This window comes from Corynebacterium marambiense (assembly GCF_016342275.1).
Classification (GTDB): domain Bacteria; phylum Actinomycetota; class Actinomycetes; order Mycobacteriales; family Mycobacteriaceae; genus Corynebacterium; species Corynebacterium marambiense.
Genome location: NZ_JAEIOT010000007.1, coordinates 308,615 through 329,669 on the forward strand (window position 1 = coordinate 308,615; position 21,055 = coordinate 329,669).

16 protein-coding genes and 2 pseudogenes are annotated in these 21,055 nt (G+C 63.7%); 9 read left to right on the plus strand and 9 right to left on the minus strand.

From position 1 onward, the window contains the following. The first annotated feature begins 293 nt into the window (after positions 1–293). Positions 294–1,946: an RNA polymerase sigma factor gene (locus JDV76_RS06535; RefSeq protein WP_198736049.1), complete on the plus strand. Its 1,653-nt coding sequence runs from the start codon at positions 294–296 to the stop codon at positions 1,944–1,946. A gap of 131 nt (positions 1,947–2,077) precedes the next feature. Here the strand turns inward: JDV76_RS06535 and JDV76_RS12905 are convergent, their stop codons facing one another. The 4 genes and pseudogenes from JDV76_RS12905 to JDV76_RS06550 all read right to left on the minus strand — a co-directional run bounded on the left by JDV76_RS12905 (position 2,078) and on the right by JDV76_RS06550 (position 5,445). After that, positions 2,078–3,412 (minus strand): DUF418 domain-containing protein, encoded by a 1,335-nt coding sequence (locus tag JDV76_RS12905; protein ID WP_198736050.1) that lies wholly within the window; start codon positions 3,410–3,412, stop codon positions 2,078–2,080. A gap of 87 nt (positions 3,413–3,499) precedes the next feature. Next, positions 3,500–3,685 (minus strand): annotated as a pseudogene (locus tag JDV76_RS13035) (ATP-dependent helicase); the annotation flags it as partial. Positions 3,686–3,753: 68 nt separating this feature from the next. Further along, positions 3,754–5,158 (minus strand): annotated as a pseudogene (locus JDV76_RS06545) (DEAD/DEAH box helicase); the annotation flags it as partial. Between the two features lie 47 nt (positions 5,159–5,205). Beyond that, positions 5,206–5,445, minus strand: coding sequence for a DUF3039 domain-containing protein (locus tag JDV76_RS06550; protein WP_198736052.1), 240 nt, complete (start codon positions 5,443–5,445; stop codon positions 5,206–5,208). Between the two features lie 57 nt (positions 5,446–5,502). Between JDV76_RS06550 and JDV76_RS06555 the strand changes: the two genes are divergently transcribed. From JDV76_RS06555 to JDV76_RS06575, 5 genes are all read left to right on the plus strand, one after another. Continuing rightward, positions 5,503–6,051, plus strand: a complete 549-nt coding sequence (locus JDV76_RS06555) for a DUF3099 domain-containing protein (RefSeq protein WP_198736053.1) — start codon at positions 5,503–5,505, stop codon at positions 6,049–6,051. 54 nt (positions 6,052–6,105) lie between these two features. Continuing rightward, a complete protein-coding gene (locus tag JDV76_RS06560; RefSeq protein WP_198736054.1) occupies positions 6,106–7,716 on the plus strand; it encodes a DUF7782 domain-containing protein in 1,611 nt (536 codons plus the stop codon). A 16-nt stretch (positions 7,717–7,732) separates the two neighbouring features. After that, positions 7,733–8,173: a D-aminoacyl-tRNA deacylase gene (gene dtd, locus JDV76_RS06565; protein WP_198736055.1), complete on the plus strand. Its 441-nt coding sequence runs from the start codon at positions 7,733–7,735 to the stop codon at positions 8,171–8,173. A 115-nt stretch (positions 8,174–8,288) separates the two neighbouring features. Further along, complete coding sequence (locus tag JDV76_RS06570) at positions 8,289–9,278, plus strand: sigma-70 family RNA polymerase sigma factor (RefSeq protein ID WP_232958948.1); 990 nt, start codon at positions 8,289–8,291, stop codon at positions 9,276–9,278. A 392-nt stretch (positions 9,279–9,670) separates the two neighbouring features. After that, positions 9,671–10,354 (plus strand): iron dependent repressor, metal binding and dimerization domain protein, encoded by a 684-nt coding sequence (locus JDV76_RS06575; RefSeq protein ID WP_198736056.1) that lies wholly within the window; start codon positions 9,671–9,673, stop codon positions 10,352–10,354. Between the two features lie 54 nt (positions 10,355–10,408). Here the strand turns inward: JDV76_RS06575 and JDV76_RS06580 are convergent, their stop codons facing one another. Further along, complete coding sequence (locus JDV76_RS06580) at positions 10,409–11,455, minus strand: DUF4192 domain-containing protein (protein ID WP_198736057.1); 1,047 nt, start codon at positions 11,453–11,455, stop codon at positions 10,409–10,411. A 395-nt stretch (positions 11,456–11,850) separates the two neighbouring features. Between JDV76_RS06580 and JDV76_RS06585 the strand changes: the two genes are divergently transcribed. Together JDV76_RS06585 and JDV76_RS06590 are read left to right on the plus strand one after the other, a co-directional pair. Further along, positions 11,851–12,858, plus strand: coding sequence for a PAC2 family protein (locus JDV76_RS06585; RefSeq protein ID WP_198736058.1), 1,008 nt, complete (start codon positions 11,851–11,853; stop codon positions 12,856–12,858). 50 nt (positions 12,859–12,908) lie between these two features. Beyond that, entirely contained in the window at positions 12,909–15,449 is a 2,541-nt protein-coding gene (locus JDV76_RS06590) for a DUF3516 domain-containing protein (protein WP_198736059.1), read from the plus strand. Here the strand turns inward: JDV76_RS06590 and JDV76_RS06595 are convergent. From JDV76_RS06595 to JDV76_RS06610, 4 genes are all read right to left on the minus strand, one after another. After that, positions 15,446–17,788, minus strand: a complete 2,343-nt coding sequence (locus JDV76_RS06595; RefSeq protein WP_198736060.1) for an ATP-binding protein — start codon at positions 17,786–17,788, stop codon at positions 15,446–15,448. The two genes, JDV76_RS06590 and JDV76_RS06595, sit on opposite strands and share 4 nt — an antisense overlap. A gap of 77 nt (positions 17,789–17,865) precedes the next feature. Beyond that, positions 17,866–18,522 (minus strand): DNA-binding response regulator, encoded by a 657-nt coding sequence (locus JDV76_RS06600; RefSeq protein WP_198736061.1) that lies wholly within the window; start codon positions 18,520–18,522, stop codon positions 17,866–17,868. 198 nt (positions 18,523–18,720) lie between these two features. After that, entirely contained in the window at positions 18,721–19,245 is a 525-nt protein-coding gene (ahpD, locus tag JDV76_RS06605) for an alkylhydroperoxidase, AhpD family (protein ID WP_198736062.1), read from the minus strand. Then, positions 19,246–19,842: a peroxiredoxin gene (locus JDV76_RS06610; protein WP_198736063.1), complete on the minus strand. Its 597-nt coding sequence runs from the start codon at positions 19,840–19,842 to the stop codon at positions 19,246–19,248. It lies immediately after the preceding gene. Between the two features lie 171 nt (positions 19,843–20,013). Here JDV76_RS06610 and JDV76_RS06615 point away from each other — a divergent pair, with 171 nt between their 5' ends. Beyond that, positions 20,014–20,994, plus strand: coding sequence for a hydrogen peroxide-inducible genes activator (locus tag JDV76_RS06615; protein WP_198736064.1), 981 nt, complete (start codon positions 20,014–20,016; stop codon positions 20,992–20,994). The last annotated feature ends 61 nt before the right edge of the window (positions 20,995–21,055 follow it).

Genomic DNA, 21,055 nt, shown 5'->3' on the forward strand with positions numbered 1-21,055 from the left:
AACACCTCGCAGTTCATCTATACTGGCGAGTTGACCGTGAATTAACCTCGTCTCACTGTAGCCGTCACAACCGATCAGGAAACCGGCCTTGAACCGGTGGTAATACAGCCCACTCCGTCGGATGGGACCGCGGTGAGCGCACCTGATTCACCCATGTGGCCGGTGCTGGTATTCGTGGAGCTCATTGTTCTGCGGTCAGCTCCCGCCCCTGAGCGGACCTCCTGACGGGGCTCAACTGGGGGCAAGCATCCAGCACCGGACACAGAACACGATCTCAAGGCGAAAGGGCGCACGTGGCAGCCACTGATTCTTCAGACCTGGCCCGACCGGAGGACTCTGAGAGCTCCTCCTCGGACACACCCGCAGCACGCAAAACGGTAAAGAAAACAGCCCGGAAAACCGCGCGCAAGGCATCGGCCCGGAAGGCCACCCCACGAACTGCGCGCACCGCGGCAGCGACTTCCGCGGCCGGGAACGGTGACGCCGACGAAGCCCAGGAAACCACCTCCGTCCCGGTGAAGAAAACGGCAAAGAAGACGGCCAGGAAGAGCACCCGGAAGGCAACGCCGAAGAAGGCCACGCCGACAGCCAAACCGAAGACCGCACCCGACTCCACCCCCGCGACCGCGGAGGAAACAGAGACGACGGGGACGTCCGCGACCGCCAAAGCCGTGAAGAAGCCCACGAAAAAGACGGCAAAGAAGACAGCCCGCAAGGTTCCGGCCACAAAGGCGGCACCGAAAAAGACCACAAAAACGGTGGCGCCGAAGAAAACGGACAAGGATCCAGACGTACCGCAGGATGACACAGACGAGGTGGTCATCACCGCTGATCCTTCGGACGATGAGGACTTCACGGGCGGTGATCTTCCCGCCGACGAGGACAACGAGGTCACCGACACAGACGATGTGACCGCGTCGGACGATGAGGACGAAGATGGATCCTCCGTCTGGGACGAGGACGAGTCCGCCGCGCTCCGCCAAGCCCGCAAGGACGCGGAGCTGACCGCGTCCGCCGACTCTGTGCGTGCCTATCTCAAGCAGATCGGTAAGGTCGCGCTGCTGAACGCCGAGCAAGAAGTCTCTCTCGCAAAGCGGATCGAGGCGGGACTGTACGCCACGTACCGCATCGAGCAGATGCAGGAGGCGTTCGCCGCCGGCGACAAGGATGCGAAACTCACCCCTGCCGTCAAGCGGGATCTCCGGGCGATCGCCCGCGACGGTAGGAAGGCGAAAAACCACCTGCTTGAGGCGAACCTCCGCCTCGTGGTCAGCCTGGCCAAACGCTACACCGGTCGCGGCATGGCCTTCCTCGATCTCATCCAGGAAGGCAACCTCGGACTGATCCGCGCGGTGGAGAAGTTCGACTACACCAAGGGCTATAAGTTCTCGACCTACGCCACCTGGTGGATTCGCCAGGCGATCACCCGCGCCATGGCGGACCAGGCCCGCACCATCCGTATCCCGGTCCACATGGTCGAAGTCATCAACAAGCTCGGTCGTATCCAGCGTGAACTGCTCCAGGACCTGGGCCGCGAACCCACCCCGGAAGAGCTCGCGAAGGAGATGGACATCTCGGAGGACAAGGTCCTCGAGATCCAGCAGTATGCCCGTGAACCGATCTCCCTCGATCAGACGATCGGTGACGAGGGCGACAGCCAGCTGGGTGACTTCATCGAGGACTCCGAGGCGGTTGTCGCCGTCGACGCGGTGAGCTTCACACTCCTCCAGGATCAGCTCCAGGATGTCCTGCAGACACTGTCTGAGCGTGAGGCTGGTGTAGTCAAGCTGCGTTTCGGCCTGACCGACGGCATGCCCCGGACCCTCGATGAGATCGGGCAGGTCTACGGCGTGACCCGCGAGCGGATCCGGCAGATCGAATCTAAGACGATGTCGAAACTCCGGCACCCGTCACGGTCCCAGGTTCTGCGGGACTACCTCGACTAGACAGGCGACAGGCGCACCCCCGAGCACCCGTAGCGACGGCCCGGATCGTGATCGCCGGTATCGCAGATCCGGGCCGTTCTGTTGTCTCCTGCCCAGCCAAGCCGGGATTTTCCGGGTAGGGGTCAGTGCTCTTACCTACCCGGCTCTCCCCGGTCATCGACGATCGGATCGCGGCCGGCCACCGGCTGGCCCCAGTGCCGCGGTAGCCCCGCTCTCCCGTAGGCGAGCCTGCGGTGCAGCCATTCCAGCGGGCCAGGACGACCGAGACGCTCGAGCACCACGGCGATCACCACCGTCACGAGCCAGACGACGATTCCTGCGGCGGTACCCGCGGCAGCGCTGCCCGGGGTGACCAGATGGAGCCCGAAGGAGGAGAGGAACACCACGCACAGCACCGACTGGAGGACGTAGCCGGTCATGGACCGCCGCCCGAGGGCGATGAGGGCCCTCGTGCAGAAATCCGGTCGATGCTCATCCCCCGCCGCACGCGCGGCATCAATCCTCCGCTGGAGGGGCACGCTGCCCAGGGCGATCGCCGCGACGAGGCCCGGTCCGGTGAACATCCCGACGATGGCGTTGACCGCCTCCAGCCGTGGCGCCCAGCCGACCGGAGCCCAACCCGCCATCGACAGTCCCCACGGAAGCCCGACGAGAACCATGACGGCGACCGCGGCCCCGACAGCGGTCCACAACACCCGCAGGTGTCTCTCCGGATGTGTGAGCACGCCGTTTCGGGCGGCGACGAAACCGACGATGATCACGGGTGCGATCATCGCGAACTGGACCGGGAACAGGAACAGGGACCCGATGAGGACCATCCCGCCGACCGCGACGTATTCGCCGTAGCTGCTGAAGTCCAACGATCCCTGCATGTCGAGATCCGAGCTGAACATGATCATCGGGATCAGGAACAGCAGCGCGATCGCCTGGAGCACCGCGGCGATGATCAGCAACGTCCGGTCCCTGAGCGGGAGAAGGAAGGCGAGGATCACGCCCATCAGCCCGTAGAAGGTCATGATGTCGCCGTAGTAGAGCACCAGCATGTGCACGGCACCGAACGCAGCAAGGAAACCGTAGCGCCGGGCGAGTACCGCACGCGCCCCACTGACCGGGAAACCCCGGCGCCACAGACTGAGGGCGAGGAGCCCGAATCCGTAGCCGAGGAGCGTGGAGAACATCGCGACACCGCGGACGTGGATGAACAGTGCCCCGAACACCACGGCGAGACGGTCGTAGAGGCTGCCATCCGCGATTCCGCCCGCGGCGGCCGCCAGATCGGGTTCGTCGCCAACCGGGGCCAGCCAGGTACTGGTGATGTTCGCGATCGCGATACCGAGGAGCATGAGTCCCCGGGCGAGGTCCGGGCTCACGAGCCGCGCCCGCGGGGGCACCGTTGATGCACCGGTCGCGCGGTGTGAGTCGTCTCCGGACTTCTCCGGCGGTTTGTGTGAGGGGGATGTGCTCACTGTTCTCCTGGTACGGATGTCGGGGACATTGTTCTCATGAGGTGCCGAGCCTACGCCCGTTCCACGCACTTCGGTGTCTCGGACTTCTCACCAGTCCCGCAGGTAGGCGATCCGGTCACGGAGTTGCTCCGCCGTACACAGTGCGGTCGGCGGGCCGCCGCAGTTCTGCCGGACCTCGTTGTGGATGGCTCCATGTGGGCGCCCGGTCCTGCCGGAGGTGATGGACACCAGCGTGTTGAGTTCCTTACGTAGCCGGGGAATCTCGTCCGACGCCGTGGATTTCGTCTCCTCCTCCGCCTGGTTCCGTTGCACGGACCTTCTCTCCTGCTCGTGGCGGTGGTCCTCGGCGCGCGCCTCCACCTGTTCGGCCTGGCGCTGTTTGAGCAGCTGGCGCATCTGCTCCGCATCGAGCAGCCCCGGTAGACCGAGGTAGTCGGCTTCTTCGGCGGAGCCGGCAATTGTGCCGGTTCCGTAGGTTGAACCGTCGTAGATCAGCGAATCGAGTTCCGCCTCCGCGCCGATTGACTCATAGGACTTCGTTTCGTCCGGCTCGTTCTTCTCCCTGTTCGCCTCCACGAGGAGCTCGTCGTCCCAGCCCTCCTTCACCCGGTCCGGTTTCCCCAGGACATGGTCGCGCTGGGTTTCCAGCCGGGAGGCGAGATCAAGCAGAACGGGAACCGACGGGAGGAACACCGACGCGGTCTCACCGGGCATCCGGGAACGCACGAACCGGCCGATGGCCTGAGCGAAGAACAACGGCGTCGATGCGGAGGTGGCGTAGACACCGACTGCGAGGCGCGGCACGTCGACGCCCTCGGAGACCATACGGACCGCGACCATCCACTCGTCCATCGAGTTCGAGAAGTCCTCGATGCGTTGCGACGCCCCAATCTCGTCGGAGAGCACGACCGTGACCGGGGTCGAGGACATGCTACCGAGGATCTTGGCGTAGGCGCGTGCCGTGGTCTTGTCCGTGGCGATGACCAGGCCACCGGCGTCCGGCATCCGCTCACGCAGCTGCATCAACCGCGTGTGCGCACCACGGAGGACCGCCGGGATCCAGTCACCCCTGGGGTCGAGGGCCGTCTTCCAGGCGCGGGCGGTCTGCTCGGCGTTGAGTGGTTCCCCGAGCCGCGCGGCGAACTCCTCCCCCGCCGAGGTACGCCAGCGGGCCTCACCGGAGTAGGCGAGGAACACGACCGGACGCACCACTCCGTCGGCGAGCGCGTCGGCGTACCCGTAGGTGTGGTCGGCCCGGGACTTGAGGTAGCCCTCCCCGTCGTCGGTGTACCGGACGAACGGGATCGCCGCATCATCCGAACGGAACGGGGTACCGGTCAGCGCGAGCCGACGTTCGACGTCGTCGTAGGCCTCCCGGATACCGTCGCCCCAGCTCTTAGCGTCACCACCGTGGTGGATCTCGTCGAGGATCACCAGGGACCTGTGCGCCGTCGCGACGGCGCGGTGCTTGTACGGGTGCATCGCGACCTGCGCATAGGTGACCACGATGCCGTGGTACTCGGGATTGACTACACCGGCAGTGTTGGTGAAGTGCGGATCCAGCGAGAGCCCCACGCGCGCGGCCGCCTGGGACCACTGCACCTTGAGGTGCTCAGTCGGCACGACCACGATAACCCGGTCGACGGTCCTGTTCCCCACGAGTTCGGTGGCGAGCCTCAGCGCGAAGGTCGTCTTGCCTGCACCCGGGGTTGCGACGGCGAGGAAGTCCTTCGGCTGGGCGGCCATGTACTTGTCCAGCGCCGCACGCTGCCAGGCGCGTAGTCTGCCGCCGCTCACTTCTTGCGCAGGGACCGGTAGACACGCTCACAGTCGGGGCATACCGGCGATCCGGGCTTGGCCTGCTTGGTCACGGGAAAGGTCTCTCCGCACAGCGCAACCACCATGCGGCCGGAGACGGCCGACTCGACGATCTTGTTCTTCTTGACGTAGTGGAAGAACTTCGGGGTGTCGTCGGACGTCGTCGTGTCTTCCCGGACATCGGGACGTTCAATGGTTTTCGTCGTGGTGTTCACGGAACCCATCATGCCCCAATCCCGGCCCCCCGGGCACAACAGGGTTATCGTGGGATCATGGTGCAGCAGCGGAGCGACGATGAGTCCGGAGGTGATTCCGGTGGTCACACGTCCGCCGACCGATCCTCCCGGGACAGCGTCGCCGCCGCGGCATCGGCGCCCGCGCGGCGCCGGGGACTGCGCCGGTTGCTCCCCCGGCGCGGCCGGGTCGAGCTCATCACCGACGCCCGCCAGACCCCGCTGGACAACCTGAACGCGAGACGCAGGAAGTACGCGATCCTGCAGGGTTCTCGAATCCCGTTTCTTCTCGCGAGTGCGGCGACCTGGGTCTGGTGGGAGAACACGTGGATCTCGGCGATTCTCTTCCTCATTTCGGTCCCGCTGCCGTGGATAGCGGTCGTCATCGGCAACGGCGCCGGTGAACCCCGGGACCCCAGGGTGAAACAGGTCTACAAACCGGCCGTGATCCGCGAACGGAACGCCCAACATATACTGCAGACCGACAGAACCCCCGAGCTGGGGCCCACCATCGTCGATTCCGAAGGAGACGGAACGACATCCCCCGGGTCCGCGGACTCCGGTGGGCCCGTCATAGATCACGACTGACCCGCCGGACCAGTCCCGGCGGAGGCAATCCACCGTTCTTCCGAGGAGTTTCCCTTGCCCGACGCCCTTTCCGCAGCTGTACCCCACCTCGTCCGGGTCTTCGGGGAACATGGTTTCACCGAGAGCGGGATCTCGGCCCAGTTGGGCGCGGCCGCGGCCGCGGCCCTGCTCCGCGGCGAGTCCGCGGCGGTGCTGCGGGCGACGGACGGATCGGGCGACCCCGGTAGGGCCGAGCTCATCCGGGTGTTCCTGCTCCGGCAGCCGACCGGACGCCGGGAACTCGCCGAGCTTCTCGGCACGAGGACGGTCGGGCTCCTGGATGACGCCGGGGTGTTGGAGCATGAACCCGGATCCGGCAAGGTCCGGATCTCGGTGGACATTCGGCCCCGGACGATCGACGGCGCCGACCGGTGGGTCTTCGCGGACCCGGATCCGGCGGTGAGCGACCGGAGCCCCGACCCGGATCACGTCCCGGGTGTCGGTGCGGCCTCACTCTCTCTCCTGCAGGCGACACCGACCACCCCGGTGGACAGCGTTCTCGACCTCGGAACGGGGTGCGGGATTCAGTTGCTCGGGCAGCTGAGCTGCGCGGAACGGATAACCGCCACGGACATCCACGATCGTGCCCTCGACTTCGCGGAGGCGACTCTCGCAGGCACCGGGATCCCGGTGACCCGGGAGGGACGGCGGGTGAGCCGCACCGAGTCCAGCAGCGGCGGCGTGGCGATGGTGGATCTGCGCCGCGGGTCGTGGTTTGAACCGGTCTCCGGGATGCGATTCGACCGGATCATCGCGAACCCGCCGTTCGTGGTCAGCCCCGGTGGCGGGTTCGTCTACCGGGACTCCGGTCTCGACCTGGATGCCGCGAGTCAGCTCGTCGTGTCAGGCGCCGTGGAACACCTGAAGCCCGGTGGTACCGCGCATCTACTGGCCTCGTGGGTGCATACCGCTGCAAGCTCCTGGACCCAGCGCGTGGCGTCATGGATCCCGGACACCGGTGTGGCCGCGTGGATCCTCCAGCGGGATGTCGCGGATCCGGAACTGTACGTCTGCACCTGGCTACGGGACGGCTCCGTCGATCCCCGCTCCCCGGAAGGGGCGCGGAGCACGATCGAGTGGCTGGACCACTTCGCGGACAATGACGTTACCGGCATCGGGTTCGGGTTCGTCGCTCTCCAGCGGATCGATGACGACCTGCCCTCCGAGGTCACCGCGGAGGACTTCCGGATGAATGACACCTCCGACCTCGGCACTGAGGTGACCGAGTTCTTCACCCGCTCCGCCTGGCTTCGGGGCAGGACAGCCGACGAGGTGGCGGACTCCCGGTTCCTGGTGCGTCCCGGGGTCGCCGTGGAGGATGTCCGCACCACCGATGACGAAGCGTGTCGGGGTTTCCGCCCAGCGGCCCTCCGCATCAGCCGGACCGAGGGGCCACGGTTCACCCACGACATCGACGAACACCTGCTGGCGATCCTCTCCGGGCTCCACCCGGAGGGCCTCAGCCTCGCGGAAACGGTGGAACTCTACTGCGCCGCACGGGGACTGGATTTCTCCCTGGTTCTCCCCGAGGCCACCGCCGCGGTCGTGGATCTCATCCGTCACGGTATCGTGTTGCCCGCGGACATCACCGTCAGCGACGACGAGGCACACGAGGTGCCCCGGTAGTTCGAAGGAGGATTCCTTGAAAGCTGTTCTGACCCGAGTTTCCCGTGCCAGCGTCGCCGTCGACAATCAGGTGGTGGGTGAGATCAACTGCCCGGACACCTGCGGACTGCTCGCTCTCGTCGGCGTCGCCCGCGGCGACGGCGAGAATCCCTCACGGGTTGAGACCATGGTGCGGAAGATCGCCGAGCTGCGGATCCTGCCGGACGAGGAATCCGTGGAGTCGGTCGATGCTCCGGTCCTCCTCGTCAGCCAGTTCACGCTCCAGGGGCGCACCGCGAAGGGGCGTCGGCCGAGTTGGTCCGACGCCGCCCCCGGTGACGAGGCCGAGCCGGTGATCGCCGCCATCGCGGAAGGTCTCCGTGCCCGGGGGATCACCGTCGCCGAGGGCCGGTTCGGGGCGATGATGCGGGTCTCCTCCGTCAACGAAGGGCCGTTCACCGTCCTCGTCGACTGCTGAATTACGAGATTCCGTATTGCCAACCTGCAGATACTGACCCCCGGAGTCTCCGGGAACTATCCCAGCACCTTGTCCGTTAAACGGATTGAGAACCCGATGAAAGCAGGAGGCCAGTATGACGACCACGTCCCAGCAGGGCATCGATGTCGAGGAGCCCGACCGCGGATCACGTCGGGGCCAGACCAATGACAATCCGTCAGCTGACCTGGTCCGCGTCTATCTCAACGGAATCGGGAAAACGGCACTCCTCACTGCCGAAGACGAGGTGCATCTGGCTCAAACCATCGAGATCGGCCTGTACGCCGACCATCTGCTCGCAGACCCCGGCAAGAAGCTGACGCGGGCGATGAAGCGTGATTTGAAGGTCCTGTCTAAGCAGGGAAAACAGGCTCGGTCGCACCTGCTCGAGGCCAATCTGCGCCTCGTGGTCAGTCTGGCGAAACGCTACACGGGCCGCGGAATGCCCCTTCTTGATCTCATCCAGGAGGGCAACCTCGGTCTCATCCGCGCGATGGAGAAGTTCGATTACACCAAGGGGTTCAAGTTCTCCACGTATGCGACCTGGTGGATCCGTCAGGCGATCACCCGTGGCATGGCGGACCAGTCCCGCACCATCCGTCTCCCGGTTCATCTGGTCGAACAGGTCAACAAGCTCTCCCGGATCAAGCGCGAGCTCTACCAGAGCCTCGGACGCGAAGCCACCAACGAGGAGCTCGCCGAGGAGAGTGGCATCGACGAGTCCAAGATCGAGATGCTCCTCCGGCAGTCCCGAGACCCAGTAAGCCTCGATATGCCCGTTGGTGCCGATGAGGAGGCGCCGCTCGGGGATTTCATCGAGGATTCCGATGCGACCGATGCCGAAGCAGCGGTGGTCGCTTCCCTCCGGCACTCAGACGTCCGCGCGGTGCTCGCATCGTTGGAGGTCCGTGAGCAAGAGGTCATCCGGCTGCGGTACGGACTCGATGACGGCGTGCCCCGAACACTCGATCAGATCGGCAGGCGCTTCGGGTTGTCCCGGGAGCGGGTCCGTCAGATCGAACGCGAGGTGATGAGCAAACTCCGCGACGGGGAACGTGCGGACAAGCTCCGCGCCTACGCAAACTGAGTCCCTGGACTGTCGAGTTCCGCCTCATTCATCGCACGTCTGCCCCACTTCTCCCTACGAAACGGTACGCTAGTTCGATAACGGATATCCGCCGGAGGTCCGGTTCATAACCAGCTTCACTTCTTGATTTTGTACCGAGGCGGTACTCCCGCTCGCCGCATGGAACCGTGAGAACCGGCAACACGTGGGGGACAGCGGGGGTAGTCACGCTGTCCCACGGGAACAACATGGTCCCTTTTCTCGTTGATCGGTATGCGACGGTAGTAGACGTCCAGACCAACCACCGAACGTGGTCCTGGCTCCGTCGGACTTCCGGTGCTCGATGAAGTGAATACGGCATAATTATATTTATCTATCGGGCACATTAAAACCTGAGGAAAGGCGTTATCTCCGTGAAGGACCTGGTCGACACCACTGAAATGTATCTCCGCACCATCTACGAGTTGGAGGAAGAAGGCGTCGTCCCACTGCGCGCACGCATCGCGGAGCGCCTCGAGCAGTCTGGTCCCACGGTGAGTCAGACCGTGGCCCGGATGGAGCGCGACGGACTCGTCCACGTCGCCCCTGACCGGAGCCTCAAGATGACGGACATCGGCCGGTCGACCGCCATAGCGGTCATGCGCAAACACCGACTCGCGGAACGTCTCCTCACCGATATGATCGGCTTGGACATCCTCAAGGTCCACGCAGAAGCATGCCGGTGGGAGCATGTCATGAGTGTTGAGGTCGAGCAGCGGCTCGTCGCCGTACTCGATGACGTTTGCTCGAGCCCCTTCGGCAATCCGATTCCGGGGCTGAAGGAGCTTGGTGTCGAGAACGCGAAGGAGGTCGCGTTCGGGGAACGAGCAGTCGACCTTCCTCAGGATCAGACACTGACGTGTCGGGTACTGCAGTACAACGAGATCCTCCAGGTCGATGTGGAACAGCTGAAGGCCCTCATCGATGCCGGGATCACGATCGGCACCGAGGTTGAGGTCACGAACACCGATGGGGTCGTCACTCTCACCCTGGACGGAAACAGCGTCACCGTGGATCAGGATCTCGGACACGCGGTCCGCCTGGAACGCCTGGGCTGATTCGCGCTGGACCGGGCTGTGGGGCCGACCTGATCGGTCGGCCCCACAGCCATATCAACGGCAGCTTTCGAGTATGAGATCGAAGCGTCCACGCCCGTAAGCGGAAAGCAACAAACCGGTCAACCGGTGTGACGGATTCTCCTCGTACGAGTTCCGGAGCGCGGACCAGACCCTCGTGGTCCGGCCACACGCGATCACCGCAACGGTATAAACGCACAGCGCATTGCACCGGATGTCGCCGCTGAAAGTCCGTGCCACAGCGAGCATGAGCTCGGCCAGCGGGGGAGCAACCTCCGGTCCGGTCGCGACTCCGAGTACAACATCCCTGGCCTTGGTGTGAGCGACGAGTCGGGCCGCGCCGGAAAGCAAATCTTTTTTCTTCAACAGGTTCTCCCCTTCGGCAAGCAACCGACGCGTCTCATCGATCAGGCCCTCGACGAAATCGGCGAGGAACATCCGGAAATCAGAACTCCGATGATCATCACACAGTGCATCAACTATCCCGGTGCCGCGATCCACCACACCTCTGGTGATTCGCTCGACGACGTCAACGGGCAGACCTACCGTGGTCCGGGCGAAAAACTCCAGGGCCTCTCCCCTGTCCACCGCCGGTAGCATTCCACCGCCGGAAACCAGTTGACGTACCGCAGCATTGGCGGCGATATCCGGGATAACACCGCTCTCCCACCCACCGTCATCATCGTGTGAGTTCGACCCCGTGGTGTCCAAGAGAATCCGGTACGGGGTACCTGACAAGATGCACGGCACCCACCACACCCCGAGGATCCGGATGTTCCGGTCGGACGCCTCCTGGTGGAGGAGGGCTGCAGTCTCTCTGTCGGGGATATCACCGTTCTTTCCTTCCCCAATGAAGAAGGCGAATGCCGATGTGGCACCCACATCGCACAGTGCTCCGAGCGTCGCGGTGACCGAATCGCCGTCGGTGATGTCCGCCCTGGTGATTGGACCGATCCGGGAACACCCCGGCTGCGTCGAACGGGGATTGAGGGCCACCATGACCAGCGAGTTGCTCGGGTAGAAACCCAGGAATGCGGGGATACTCGCGATGAGGTCGGCCGGCATGGATAGTGTTTCTGTCATGACGCCGAGGGTGGCACGCTGCGCTCCTCGGTGCCTTCACCCGAGACCACGACGTACGCGCTGGGCCCTACCGGAGCGGCCATGCACAGCCGACGATCACTGTCATGGCGGATGAAGTACGAAGCGGTGTATCCTTATGGGTCAGTCTCTATTACCCTGATTTTCTCGCGCCACGGTGGATGCGGTGAACTCAGTGGATGCGGTGGAGGACTGCGATCGCGATGGGCCGGTGGAACCACTGACGGTCTCGGCGAAACGACATCCGGGTAATTCCACCCGGAATATCCTCCCGCCGAATCATGTTGACGGATATGGAGCATCCCTCAGCAGGGTCTGCGGGAAAATCGGCCACTGGCCGGAGGACGAGCGCACCGACGTACGAAGGAGAAACACACATGCAGGACAACAGCCGCCGCATGTATGAGCTGGAGTACCCCGCGCCCGAGATGAAGCCGAAAAACGGAACCACTCTCGTGGTGGCCCTGCAGGGCTACGCGGACGCGGGTCAGGCCGTGGACTCCTCCGCCAGTCACCTGTTGAGTTCCCTGGAGAACAGCCCTGTGGCGGCGTTCAACAACGACGAACTGATTGACTACCGGTCACGCCGTCCCGCGGTCCGGATCTCCAACCACGAGGTCGTCGGCATGGACGAACTCACGCTCGGGCTCTACGCCATGCGAGATTCTGCGGGCAACCCGTTTCTGCTGCTGGCGGGACCAGAACCCGACATGCGGTGGAACGCCTTCACGGATGCCGTCATCGATCTCTCAGAACGATTCAACGTCAGCCGGACGATCTGCCTGTACTCGGCGCCGATGACGGTCCCCCACACCCGACCTTTACTCGTCACCGCGCACGGTACCGCAGATGAGATCACGCGCCGACACTTCCGGGTGAACAGCAATATGACGCTGCCGGGCTCAGCTTCCCTCCAGCTCGAGTACGTGCTGGGATCGAAGGGACGGTCTGTCGCGGGATTCACGGCGCACGTCCCCCACTACATCGCGGCGTCAAATTATCCCGAGGCTACGTTGAAGCTCCTGCGAGCGGTGGAAACGGCCGGGTCACTGTCCCTTCCGTTGGGTAGTCTCGAACAGGACTCGGCGAAGATGATGACACTCCTCCGGGAACAGGTCGATGATTCCGGAGAGATCGCCGCCATGGTCCAGTCCCTTGAGCAGAGCTACGACGAGGAAATCGAGTCCTACCGCGAGGACAATCCCGAAGCACTACTCCCCGGCGCCACGGAAGCCACGGATGCTGATGCCCTCGCAGAGGAGTTCGAGAGATTTCTCGCTTCCGTCGACAAACCGGCGGATCCCCGGGATGGAGAGGACGATTCCTCCGATATCTCCGGGGACGGCGAAGATCCGGCACCGGGCCCCGACGATCGGGATTCCTGACCGATACTGCCAATGGCGTTGGTCCGGGCCGTCCGGTTACGCTGGAGGACGTGACCCTCACCCAGATTCTCCCCGACCTGTCCGATGTCCCCGAATCCCTCATCGACGACTGCATCTGGGATTCCTTCACCGGGTGGACCAGGGACAAGGGGATACAACTGTATCCGGCCCAGGAGGAAGCGGCGCTCGGGATCCTGGCCAGTAACAACGTGATCCTGGCGACCCCCACCGGCTCCGGTAAGTCCCTGGTGGCCACGGCAGCGCACTTCATTGCCCTCGCCCGGGGACAACGGACCTTCTACACCGCTCCGATCAAGGCACTGGTGAGTGAGAAGTTCTTCGCTCTCTGTGACATCTTTGGCCCCGAGTCCGTGGGCATGATGACCGGCGATGCCACCGTCAACAGCGGGGCGCCGATCATCTGTGCGACGGCGGAGATCGTCGCCAACATTGCGTTGCGCGACGGAGCGGACGCCGACATCGACCAAGTCATCATGGACGAGTTCCACTACTACTCGGAGCCGGACCGCGGCTGGGCCTGGCAGGTGCCCCTGCTCGAACTGCCCAGGGCACAGTTCCTCCTCATGTCTGCGACACTCGGCGACACGGCGTGGCTCGAAGCGGACCTGACCCGGCGTACCGGCCGGGACACCGAGCTGGTATCGGGGAGCGAGCGTCCTGTCCCACTCGAATTCTCCTATGTGTACACGCCGGTCCACGAGACCATCGAAACTCTCATTCAGGAGAATAAGGCACCCGTCTACGTCGTTCATTTCGCTCAGCGGGAAGCGATCGAGCGCGCGCAGGCACTGACATCGATGTCCATCATCAACAAGGAGACCAAGGAACGAATCGTCGCCGAGATCGGGGACTTCCGTTTCACCACCACGTTCGGCCGCACGCTGTCGAAACTGCTCCGCAAGGGCATCGGTGTGCACCATGCAGGGATGCTGCCGAAGTACCGGCGTCTCGTGGAAAAGCTCTCGCAGACCGGTCTCCTCAAGGTGATCTGCGGTACCGACACCCTGGGAGTGGGAATCAACGTCCCGATTCGGACAGTCCTACTCACCGGCCTGTCGAAGTTCGATGGGACGAACCAACGGATGATCAAGTCCCGTGAGTTCCACCAGATCGCGGGGCGCGCGGGGCGCGCCGGGTACGACACGATCGGGCACGTCGTCGTGGAGGCACCGGAACATGAGATAGAGAACTACCGCCTGCGGCAGCGGGCCGGGAGTGATCCCAAGAAACTTAAGAAACTACGCAAGAAGGCTGCCCGTCCGGGTGAGGTCAGCTGGACGGAGAAGACGTACCAGCGGCTGACTACCGCAGAACCGGAGGCACTGAGCAGTCAGTTCCGAATCTCCACCTCGATGCTGCTCAATGTCATCGCGCGGCCAGGCGACGGATTCGCGCACATGCACCACCTCCTGCGGGACAACCACGACACCCGCCGGAAACAGAACGAAGATATCCTGACGGCGATCGAGTTGTTCCGTGGTCTGGTGTCGGCAGGAATCGTCCAGCAGGTTCCTGATGGGCCGGATACTACCGGGCGTCACTGGCACCTCACCGAGGATCTCCAACGGGACTTCGCACTCAACCAGCCACTGGCTCCCTTCGCATTGGCCGCACTCGACTTGCTCGACCCCGATTCGAACACCTACGTCCTCGATATCATCAGTGTCTTCGAGTCGATCCTCGACGACCCCCGTCAGCTCCTGATCGCGCAGCAACGCACCGCGCGCGGCGAAGAGATCGCGGCCCTGAAATCCGAGGGTGTGGACTACACGGAGCGAATGTCCATCGTCGAGGACATCAGCTGGCCGAAGCCACTCGAGGAACTGCTCGAAGCGGGCTACGAGTCCTACGCGGAGGGCCACCCGTGGGTCAGGGAGTTCGAGCTGCGTCCGAAGTCCGTCGTCCGTGACATGATCGAGCACGGCATGACCTTCTCAGATCTCATCGCTACCTACGGCCTCGCACGTAGCGAAGGTGTGGTTCTGAGGTACCTGACCGACGCGTGGCGCACCCTGCGCCAGTCAGTGCCTCCCGAGCACACACCGGAGGAACTCGAGGATGTCATCGTCTGGTTGGGTGAGATGATCAGGCAGGTTGACTCCTCACTCGTCGATGAATGGGCACAGCTGGCCGATCCGGACGCCCCGGTATCCCGGGAAACCCTGGAGCGCGAGCTGGCCTACGGTGTTGAGGACCCGACAGCGCTCACCGCCAACCGTCGGGCCTTCACGATCATGGTGCGTAACGCCATGTTTCGGCTTGTGGAGCTGTTCGCCTACGAGAAGGAGGATCAGCTCATGGAATTCACGGAGTACCTCGACAACCCTCCGGACTTCGGAGCAGGTATGGACGCGTACTTCGAGGAGTACGCGGACATGGATACCGGTCCCGCAGCCCGGGGGCCCGAGTTTTTCCGGGTGGCCCAGGAGGGCCGACTGTGGACGGTCCGGCAGATCCTCAAGGATCCCGAGGGCGACAACGCCTTCGCCTTTGTCGCGGCCATCGACCTGGATGCCTCAGATGCCGCCGGTGAGGTGCGCTTCGCGGAGCTGGCCCTCGAGCACAACTAGTCACCCGCCTGCATGCGGCGTGTGGTGGCCTGCCCCTCGCAGTCGAACGTGACGTAGTGAACCTCGCCGCGGGCGTCCGAGACGACCGTCGCGAGGTTCGTTCTCCCCTCCGGCAGCAGCCGGACGGTGACCTGTCCGTCGACAGCTGAGTCGATGATCTCAGCTGCGGCCGAACGAACCCCGACGAGCACGGCGCACTCCGAATCCGGGTCCCCTCCGGGCACACCAAGGAGAGAAGTGGACTCTGACCGCTCGTCGAGAAGCACGACCCGCACCCCCCTCGATCTGGCCTCCCAGACAGCCCGATTCACCCGCGGACGATCAAGCAGGGGCGATCTGATCGCGTCCCGGAGCCTCAGTTCGAGGCGCTTCGCGTCCCTCCGCCTGTCGGCCTCCGGGCGTGCGTCATCCAGGATGACACGGACGAGGTCACCGACCCATTCGCAGCTTTCCCCGAGATAGCTTGACCGGGTGGTGTCCCGGGACAGTCCCGCACTTCGCATTCGCGTCGCCTCGACGGCAACCGGGAATCCCGCAGTGGCCCGCCGAACGAGCACTGGAACCAACGCCCCGGTGATGGTTGTCGCCGTGAATATGAGGATGCCCGTGTCCGCTCCCTGGACCTCGGTACCAGCCAGCACCAGTGCGCGGACGAACGCCGCGCAGACGAACGTCGTGGCCAAGGCGATACCGGCCCGGCACCGGATTGCCAACAGCGGGAGTGAAACCTGTGTGGCGTACACCCACCACCCGGCGGGCCACGCGTCGGTAGATCTGGTACCGGTGAATGCACCAGCAATGACCATCACCATGACGGAGAGGACGACGATCGCGGTGGCCCGGCCCCCCAGTTTCTCGGTGGTTCCGGAGGTCACCGCGAATACCGAGGTGATCAGTGCGGCGATCCCGATCGCCCACGGGAGGCCATGGGCGCATCTCTCATCGACGAGTGAAATACCGGTGAATATCGTGATTGCGACCAGCGCGAACCACGGGCTGTGGGTGATGTACATGCCGGTCAGTCGGTATAGCGGAGGCAGAGCAGGCTCTTCCCGGTTGCCCGCGTCCGCAAGGGCCCGGCCCGGGCGGCGGCGCCAGTTGAGCGTGACCCGGGTACCTGAGCCCAGACTGGAACGGACATCGACGGAGCATCCGGGGGTTGCGGCGACGCGCCTGGTGATAGATACCCTGACGCCGGCGCGGTTCTCCGGGACGGAAGCAGGATCGAAACCGATGCCGTCATCGATGAATTCCACCCGGAACCCACTGAGTTCGCCTCTGATTGTGTTCCAGCTAATCATGCAGCGCCGGTCATCGGTCTGCGCATGGCGGATCGAATTCAGTGCCGCTTCACCTACCGCGCCACAGATGGCCGTGACCACCTGACCGGGTAGTCCTGCACCGACTGGCAGCGGCTTCTCGGTCACGATGACTCTGCTGCCCGGAGCAGCTTCCATCACGACCTCACGCACCATCCGGACAGCCTCAGCGACGGGTATCCCGGTCTCCGGGGTTGGGACCTCTGCTGGAGCGAGATGGGACAGGATGACGTCCTTGTCCGGTGGGAGGCCACCGGATGCCACCGCGCGTAGGAGCGTGAGAACCGTGTCATGGATGTGAGCGAGGAACTGGGCTTCAGTCTCACGCAGTTCCCGAGAACGGATTTCACACAAGATCTCCCGATGCGCGCGGCTGATCCTCGCGTCCAGTCGCCGAGCCGCTCTGAGGCCCATGGTGAAGGCGACGAAGAAAGGCAGAGGCACGATCCAACCGTGTCCTACCGACAACAGCTGGAGGACCGGCGTGCTGACCTGGTTGTTCGCAATCGCCGACACCGCAGTCATTATGAGGGCGAGAATGAAGCCCAGAGGCAGACCGAGGGCCGCCGCGATCATGATTGCCGGAATCCCGCAGTAGTCCCCCAGGTGCACCGGTTCAAGCCGTGAATGCCCCCGGGAAAAGAACAGGGTCACGTCGATCGTCAGCATCAGCAAGTAGATACCTCCGCCGGCCGCCATGGCGAGCCGGTAGGCGAAGGCACGCTCGGAGAAACAGGCCACCAGCTGGACCAGGGCGCAGCCCACCAAGATCGCGTACGCCCCTGCGACGAGAGGATCACCACCGACGCCTCCGCTACCCGTCGTGGTCCGCGACGTATACGAGGCCACCAGATGCAGCAGCAGGGAGATGCCCGTGACCAGAGCCGTTATCCGCAGAACCGACACCTCTGCATCCTGGTGGCGGGCGAGACGGGCGAGAAATTCCTCGGAGATCCGGCTTCCCCGGTGCGAGGGAGCGGATGAGAAGAGCCCCTCGGCAGGATCGGGGGAGTCATCCACTGGATGCGGTACCGGCGGGGCGGTATTCCGGGGAGCACACGTCGTGCTGTCGGAGGACGAGTGCGGCATGGTCGGTGTCAGTGGTCCAGGGGACCCCGAATATAGCCGTCCTGCTGGGCACGGCGGTAGAGCTCTACCTTGGTGACTGCAGCGCGTCCGGCATCGACGTACTTACGGCGGATTCGGTTCAGGTGGTCCTGAACTGTCGGCGCCTTCAAGCCTGTGGCCCGGGCCACGGAATCCGCGGTCATCCCGCTCGCGTAGAGAACGAGGATCTCCTGTTGCCGTTCAGTGAGGTCGATCGCCTCCGCAAGTGGGTCCGAGTCGATCAGTGATGCCCAATCACTGGTGGCGTAGGTGTCGTCGGCGGCGGCTATCTTGATCGCACCGATCAGTTCCGCCGAATCCACGGACTTCTGAACCATCCCGTTGACGTCAGCCAGGAGTGCCCGCCGCATGAAGAAAGGACTCTCCATTGCGGAGAACACGAGGACCTTGAGCCCGCACTGCCGCAGACGCACGACGTTCATGTATGGATCGGATTCGTCTCCGAGCCGTAGATCCAGGAGTACGAGATCGACTGGTGGTGCGTCGGGCGCACGGAGAAACTCCGTTAGGGAGTCGACGTTCGGGAAACCTCCGACCAGATTGCACTCATCGGATTCCTCGAGGACGCACCGGATACCAACCAATGCGACATCATGGTCATCAACTGCGACGACATTGATAGACATGAAAAACTATAATAGTAGTTATGCAGCGGAATAGCGCCTGTTTTCGGTCTGACTCCCCCCGCATGGGTTGACCCGACCGGTACCAGTGGCGGCGCGCTGCCGCCGCCCCGCAGCACACGACGGATCCCCGACCCTGACCCGAAGGAAACCGGAACGGGGATCCACATCGTGCGACGCGGGAACCGACTGACCGCCTTCCTAGCGGGCGGCCTCGATCTGGACGGCCTGGGCGACACCGGAGATCGTCGCGGCGATCTTGACCGCCTCGAAGACCTGTTCCTTGGTGAGTCCTTCGCCACGGACGGTCTTGTCATGGGCCATGGTGCAGTCCGGGCAGCCGTTGATCGTGGAGACAGCCAGGGACCATAGCTCGAAATCGACTTTGTCGACGCCGGGTTTACCGATGATGTTCATCCGCAGGCCCATCTTGACCTGACTGTAGTCGTCGCCGAGGAATTCCTTGGCACGGTAGGCGACGTTGTTCATCGCCATGATGGATGCGGCACCGAGGGAAGCCTCCACAGCTTCGTCCGAGAGGTGGCTCGAGGCCTCCTCGGAAATCTCGGAGAAGACGGTGTCGTTGCGGGTTGCCGCAGCACAGGCGAGGAAGGTGCCCCAGAGCTGCTGCTCACTGAGCTCGGTGCTGCGGGCAAGGCTGCTCAGGTTGAGCTTCAGATCCTTGGCGTACTCAGGAAGTCCGGACTTCAGGTTATCGATCGACATTTACTTGAGCTCCTCCTTCAGGACGTCCATCTTGTCGATGGTCTTCGTGGGATCGTTCTTCTGCCAGTTGCAGGCACAGACCTCTTCGGACTGGAGCGCATCGAGGACGCGGAGAACCTCGTCGACGTTACGGCCGACAGCATCCGGGGTGACGGAGACGAACTGGATAATTCCGTCGGGATCAACGATGAAGGTGGCACGGTCGGCAACACCCTCAGCGTTCTCGACACCGAGTGCGCGCATCAGGTCGTGGCGGATGTCGGCGAACATCGGGAACGGAACGGTCTTCAGCTCGGGGTGGGTGGCACGCCAGTTGAAGTGGGAGAACTCATTGTCGCCGGAACCGCCGAGAACCTGCGTGTCGCGGTCCTGGAATTCCTCGTCGAGCTTGCCGAAAGCGGCGATCTCGGTGGGGCAGACGAAGGTGAAGTCCTTCGGGTAATAGAAGAAGATCTTCCATTTGCCCGCGTACGAGTCATTGGTAATGGTCTCGAAGTAATCCTCGGGCTGGTTGGCCTTCACGTCGTGGAGGGAACCGCCCTTGAGTGCGGTAAGTGAAAACTCCGGGAACTTGTCGCCGATGGTCAGCAATGCCATGTCATGCCTCCTGGTAGTGATTCAGTGAACGATTGTCAGTTCTTTCAGCGGCCCGATGTACCGGCTGAGCGACTGTCTTCTGCCTGCCGGTGTCGAACACAGTCGAGTATGCCCGGATCCATCCGGCACGTCAAAAGGTTTATCTTTAGGGTGTGTTATATAGTGATAGGTATGAGCAATAAAGAGTACCGCCCGACACTCGCGCAGTTGCGAACATTCGTCACCATCGCCGAAAACCGCCACTTCGGGACGGCTGCAGCGAAACTGTCGATCTCTCAACCGAGTCTGTCCCAGGCACTGGTGGCGCTCGAGACCGGACTGGGGGTACAGCTGATCGAGCGCTCCACCCGGCGCGTGATCGTCACCCCGACGGGTGAGGAACTGCTTCCATCCGCGAAGGCGACCCTCGACGCCGCAGAGACGTTTCTCGCCATGGCTCGTGGAGCCTGCGGAAGCCTCACCGGTCCACTGGCGCTCGGAATGATCCCGACCGTCGCCCCGTACATCCTTCCGAGGCTCCTCCGGCACGTCACCTCGGAGCTACCCGATCTCCAACCCTGCATCATCGAAGACCAGACCAAACACCTGCTCGAACAACTCCGGGACGGACAAATCGACTGCGCCGTGGTCGCGCTTCCCGTAGCGGGGACCGGGCTCGCGACCGATGCTCTCTACGATGAGAATTTCGCCATCGTCGTGCCGGAGACCTCTCCGCTGGCGGGCCGCGAGGACGTGACTCTCCCGGAGGTCAGGCAACTGAACCTCCTGCTCCTTGATGATGGCCATTGCTTACGGGACCAGATCATCGATCTCTGCCAGAGCCCGGACTTCTCTCCGATCTCCTCAGGACCGGGAACAGCGACGACCCGCGCGGCAAGTCTGTCGACAGTGATGCAGTGTGTGGCCGGCGAGCTGGGAACGACACTGGTCCCGGTCAGCGCGATCCCCTCCGAATGTAACCGCCCCGGCCTTGCCGTCGCACACTTCGCCCCGGGGATCGACGCGCACCGGACCATCGGGCTCGCTTACCGCGCATCCTCGGCACGGCGGGAGGAGTTCCAGCAACTCGGCGAACTCATCCGCTCCGCCTACACGGAAACCGTGTCCGGGCTCAGCGGCACGTCAATGCCACACGCCACAGATGCCGATTGACAACACCCTCCCCTCACCGCCACCGCCACCGCCCGCGACTCCGCACCCGGTTAAGATGAAC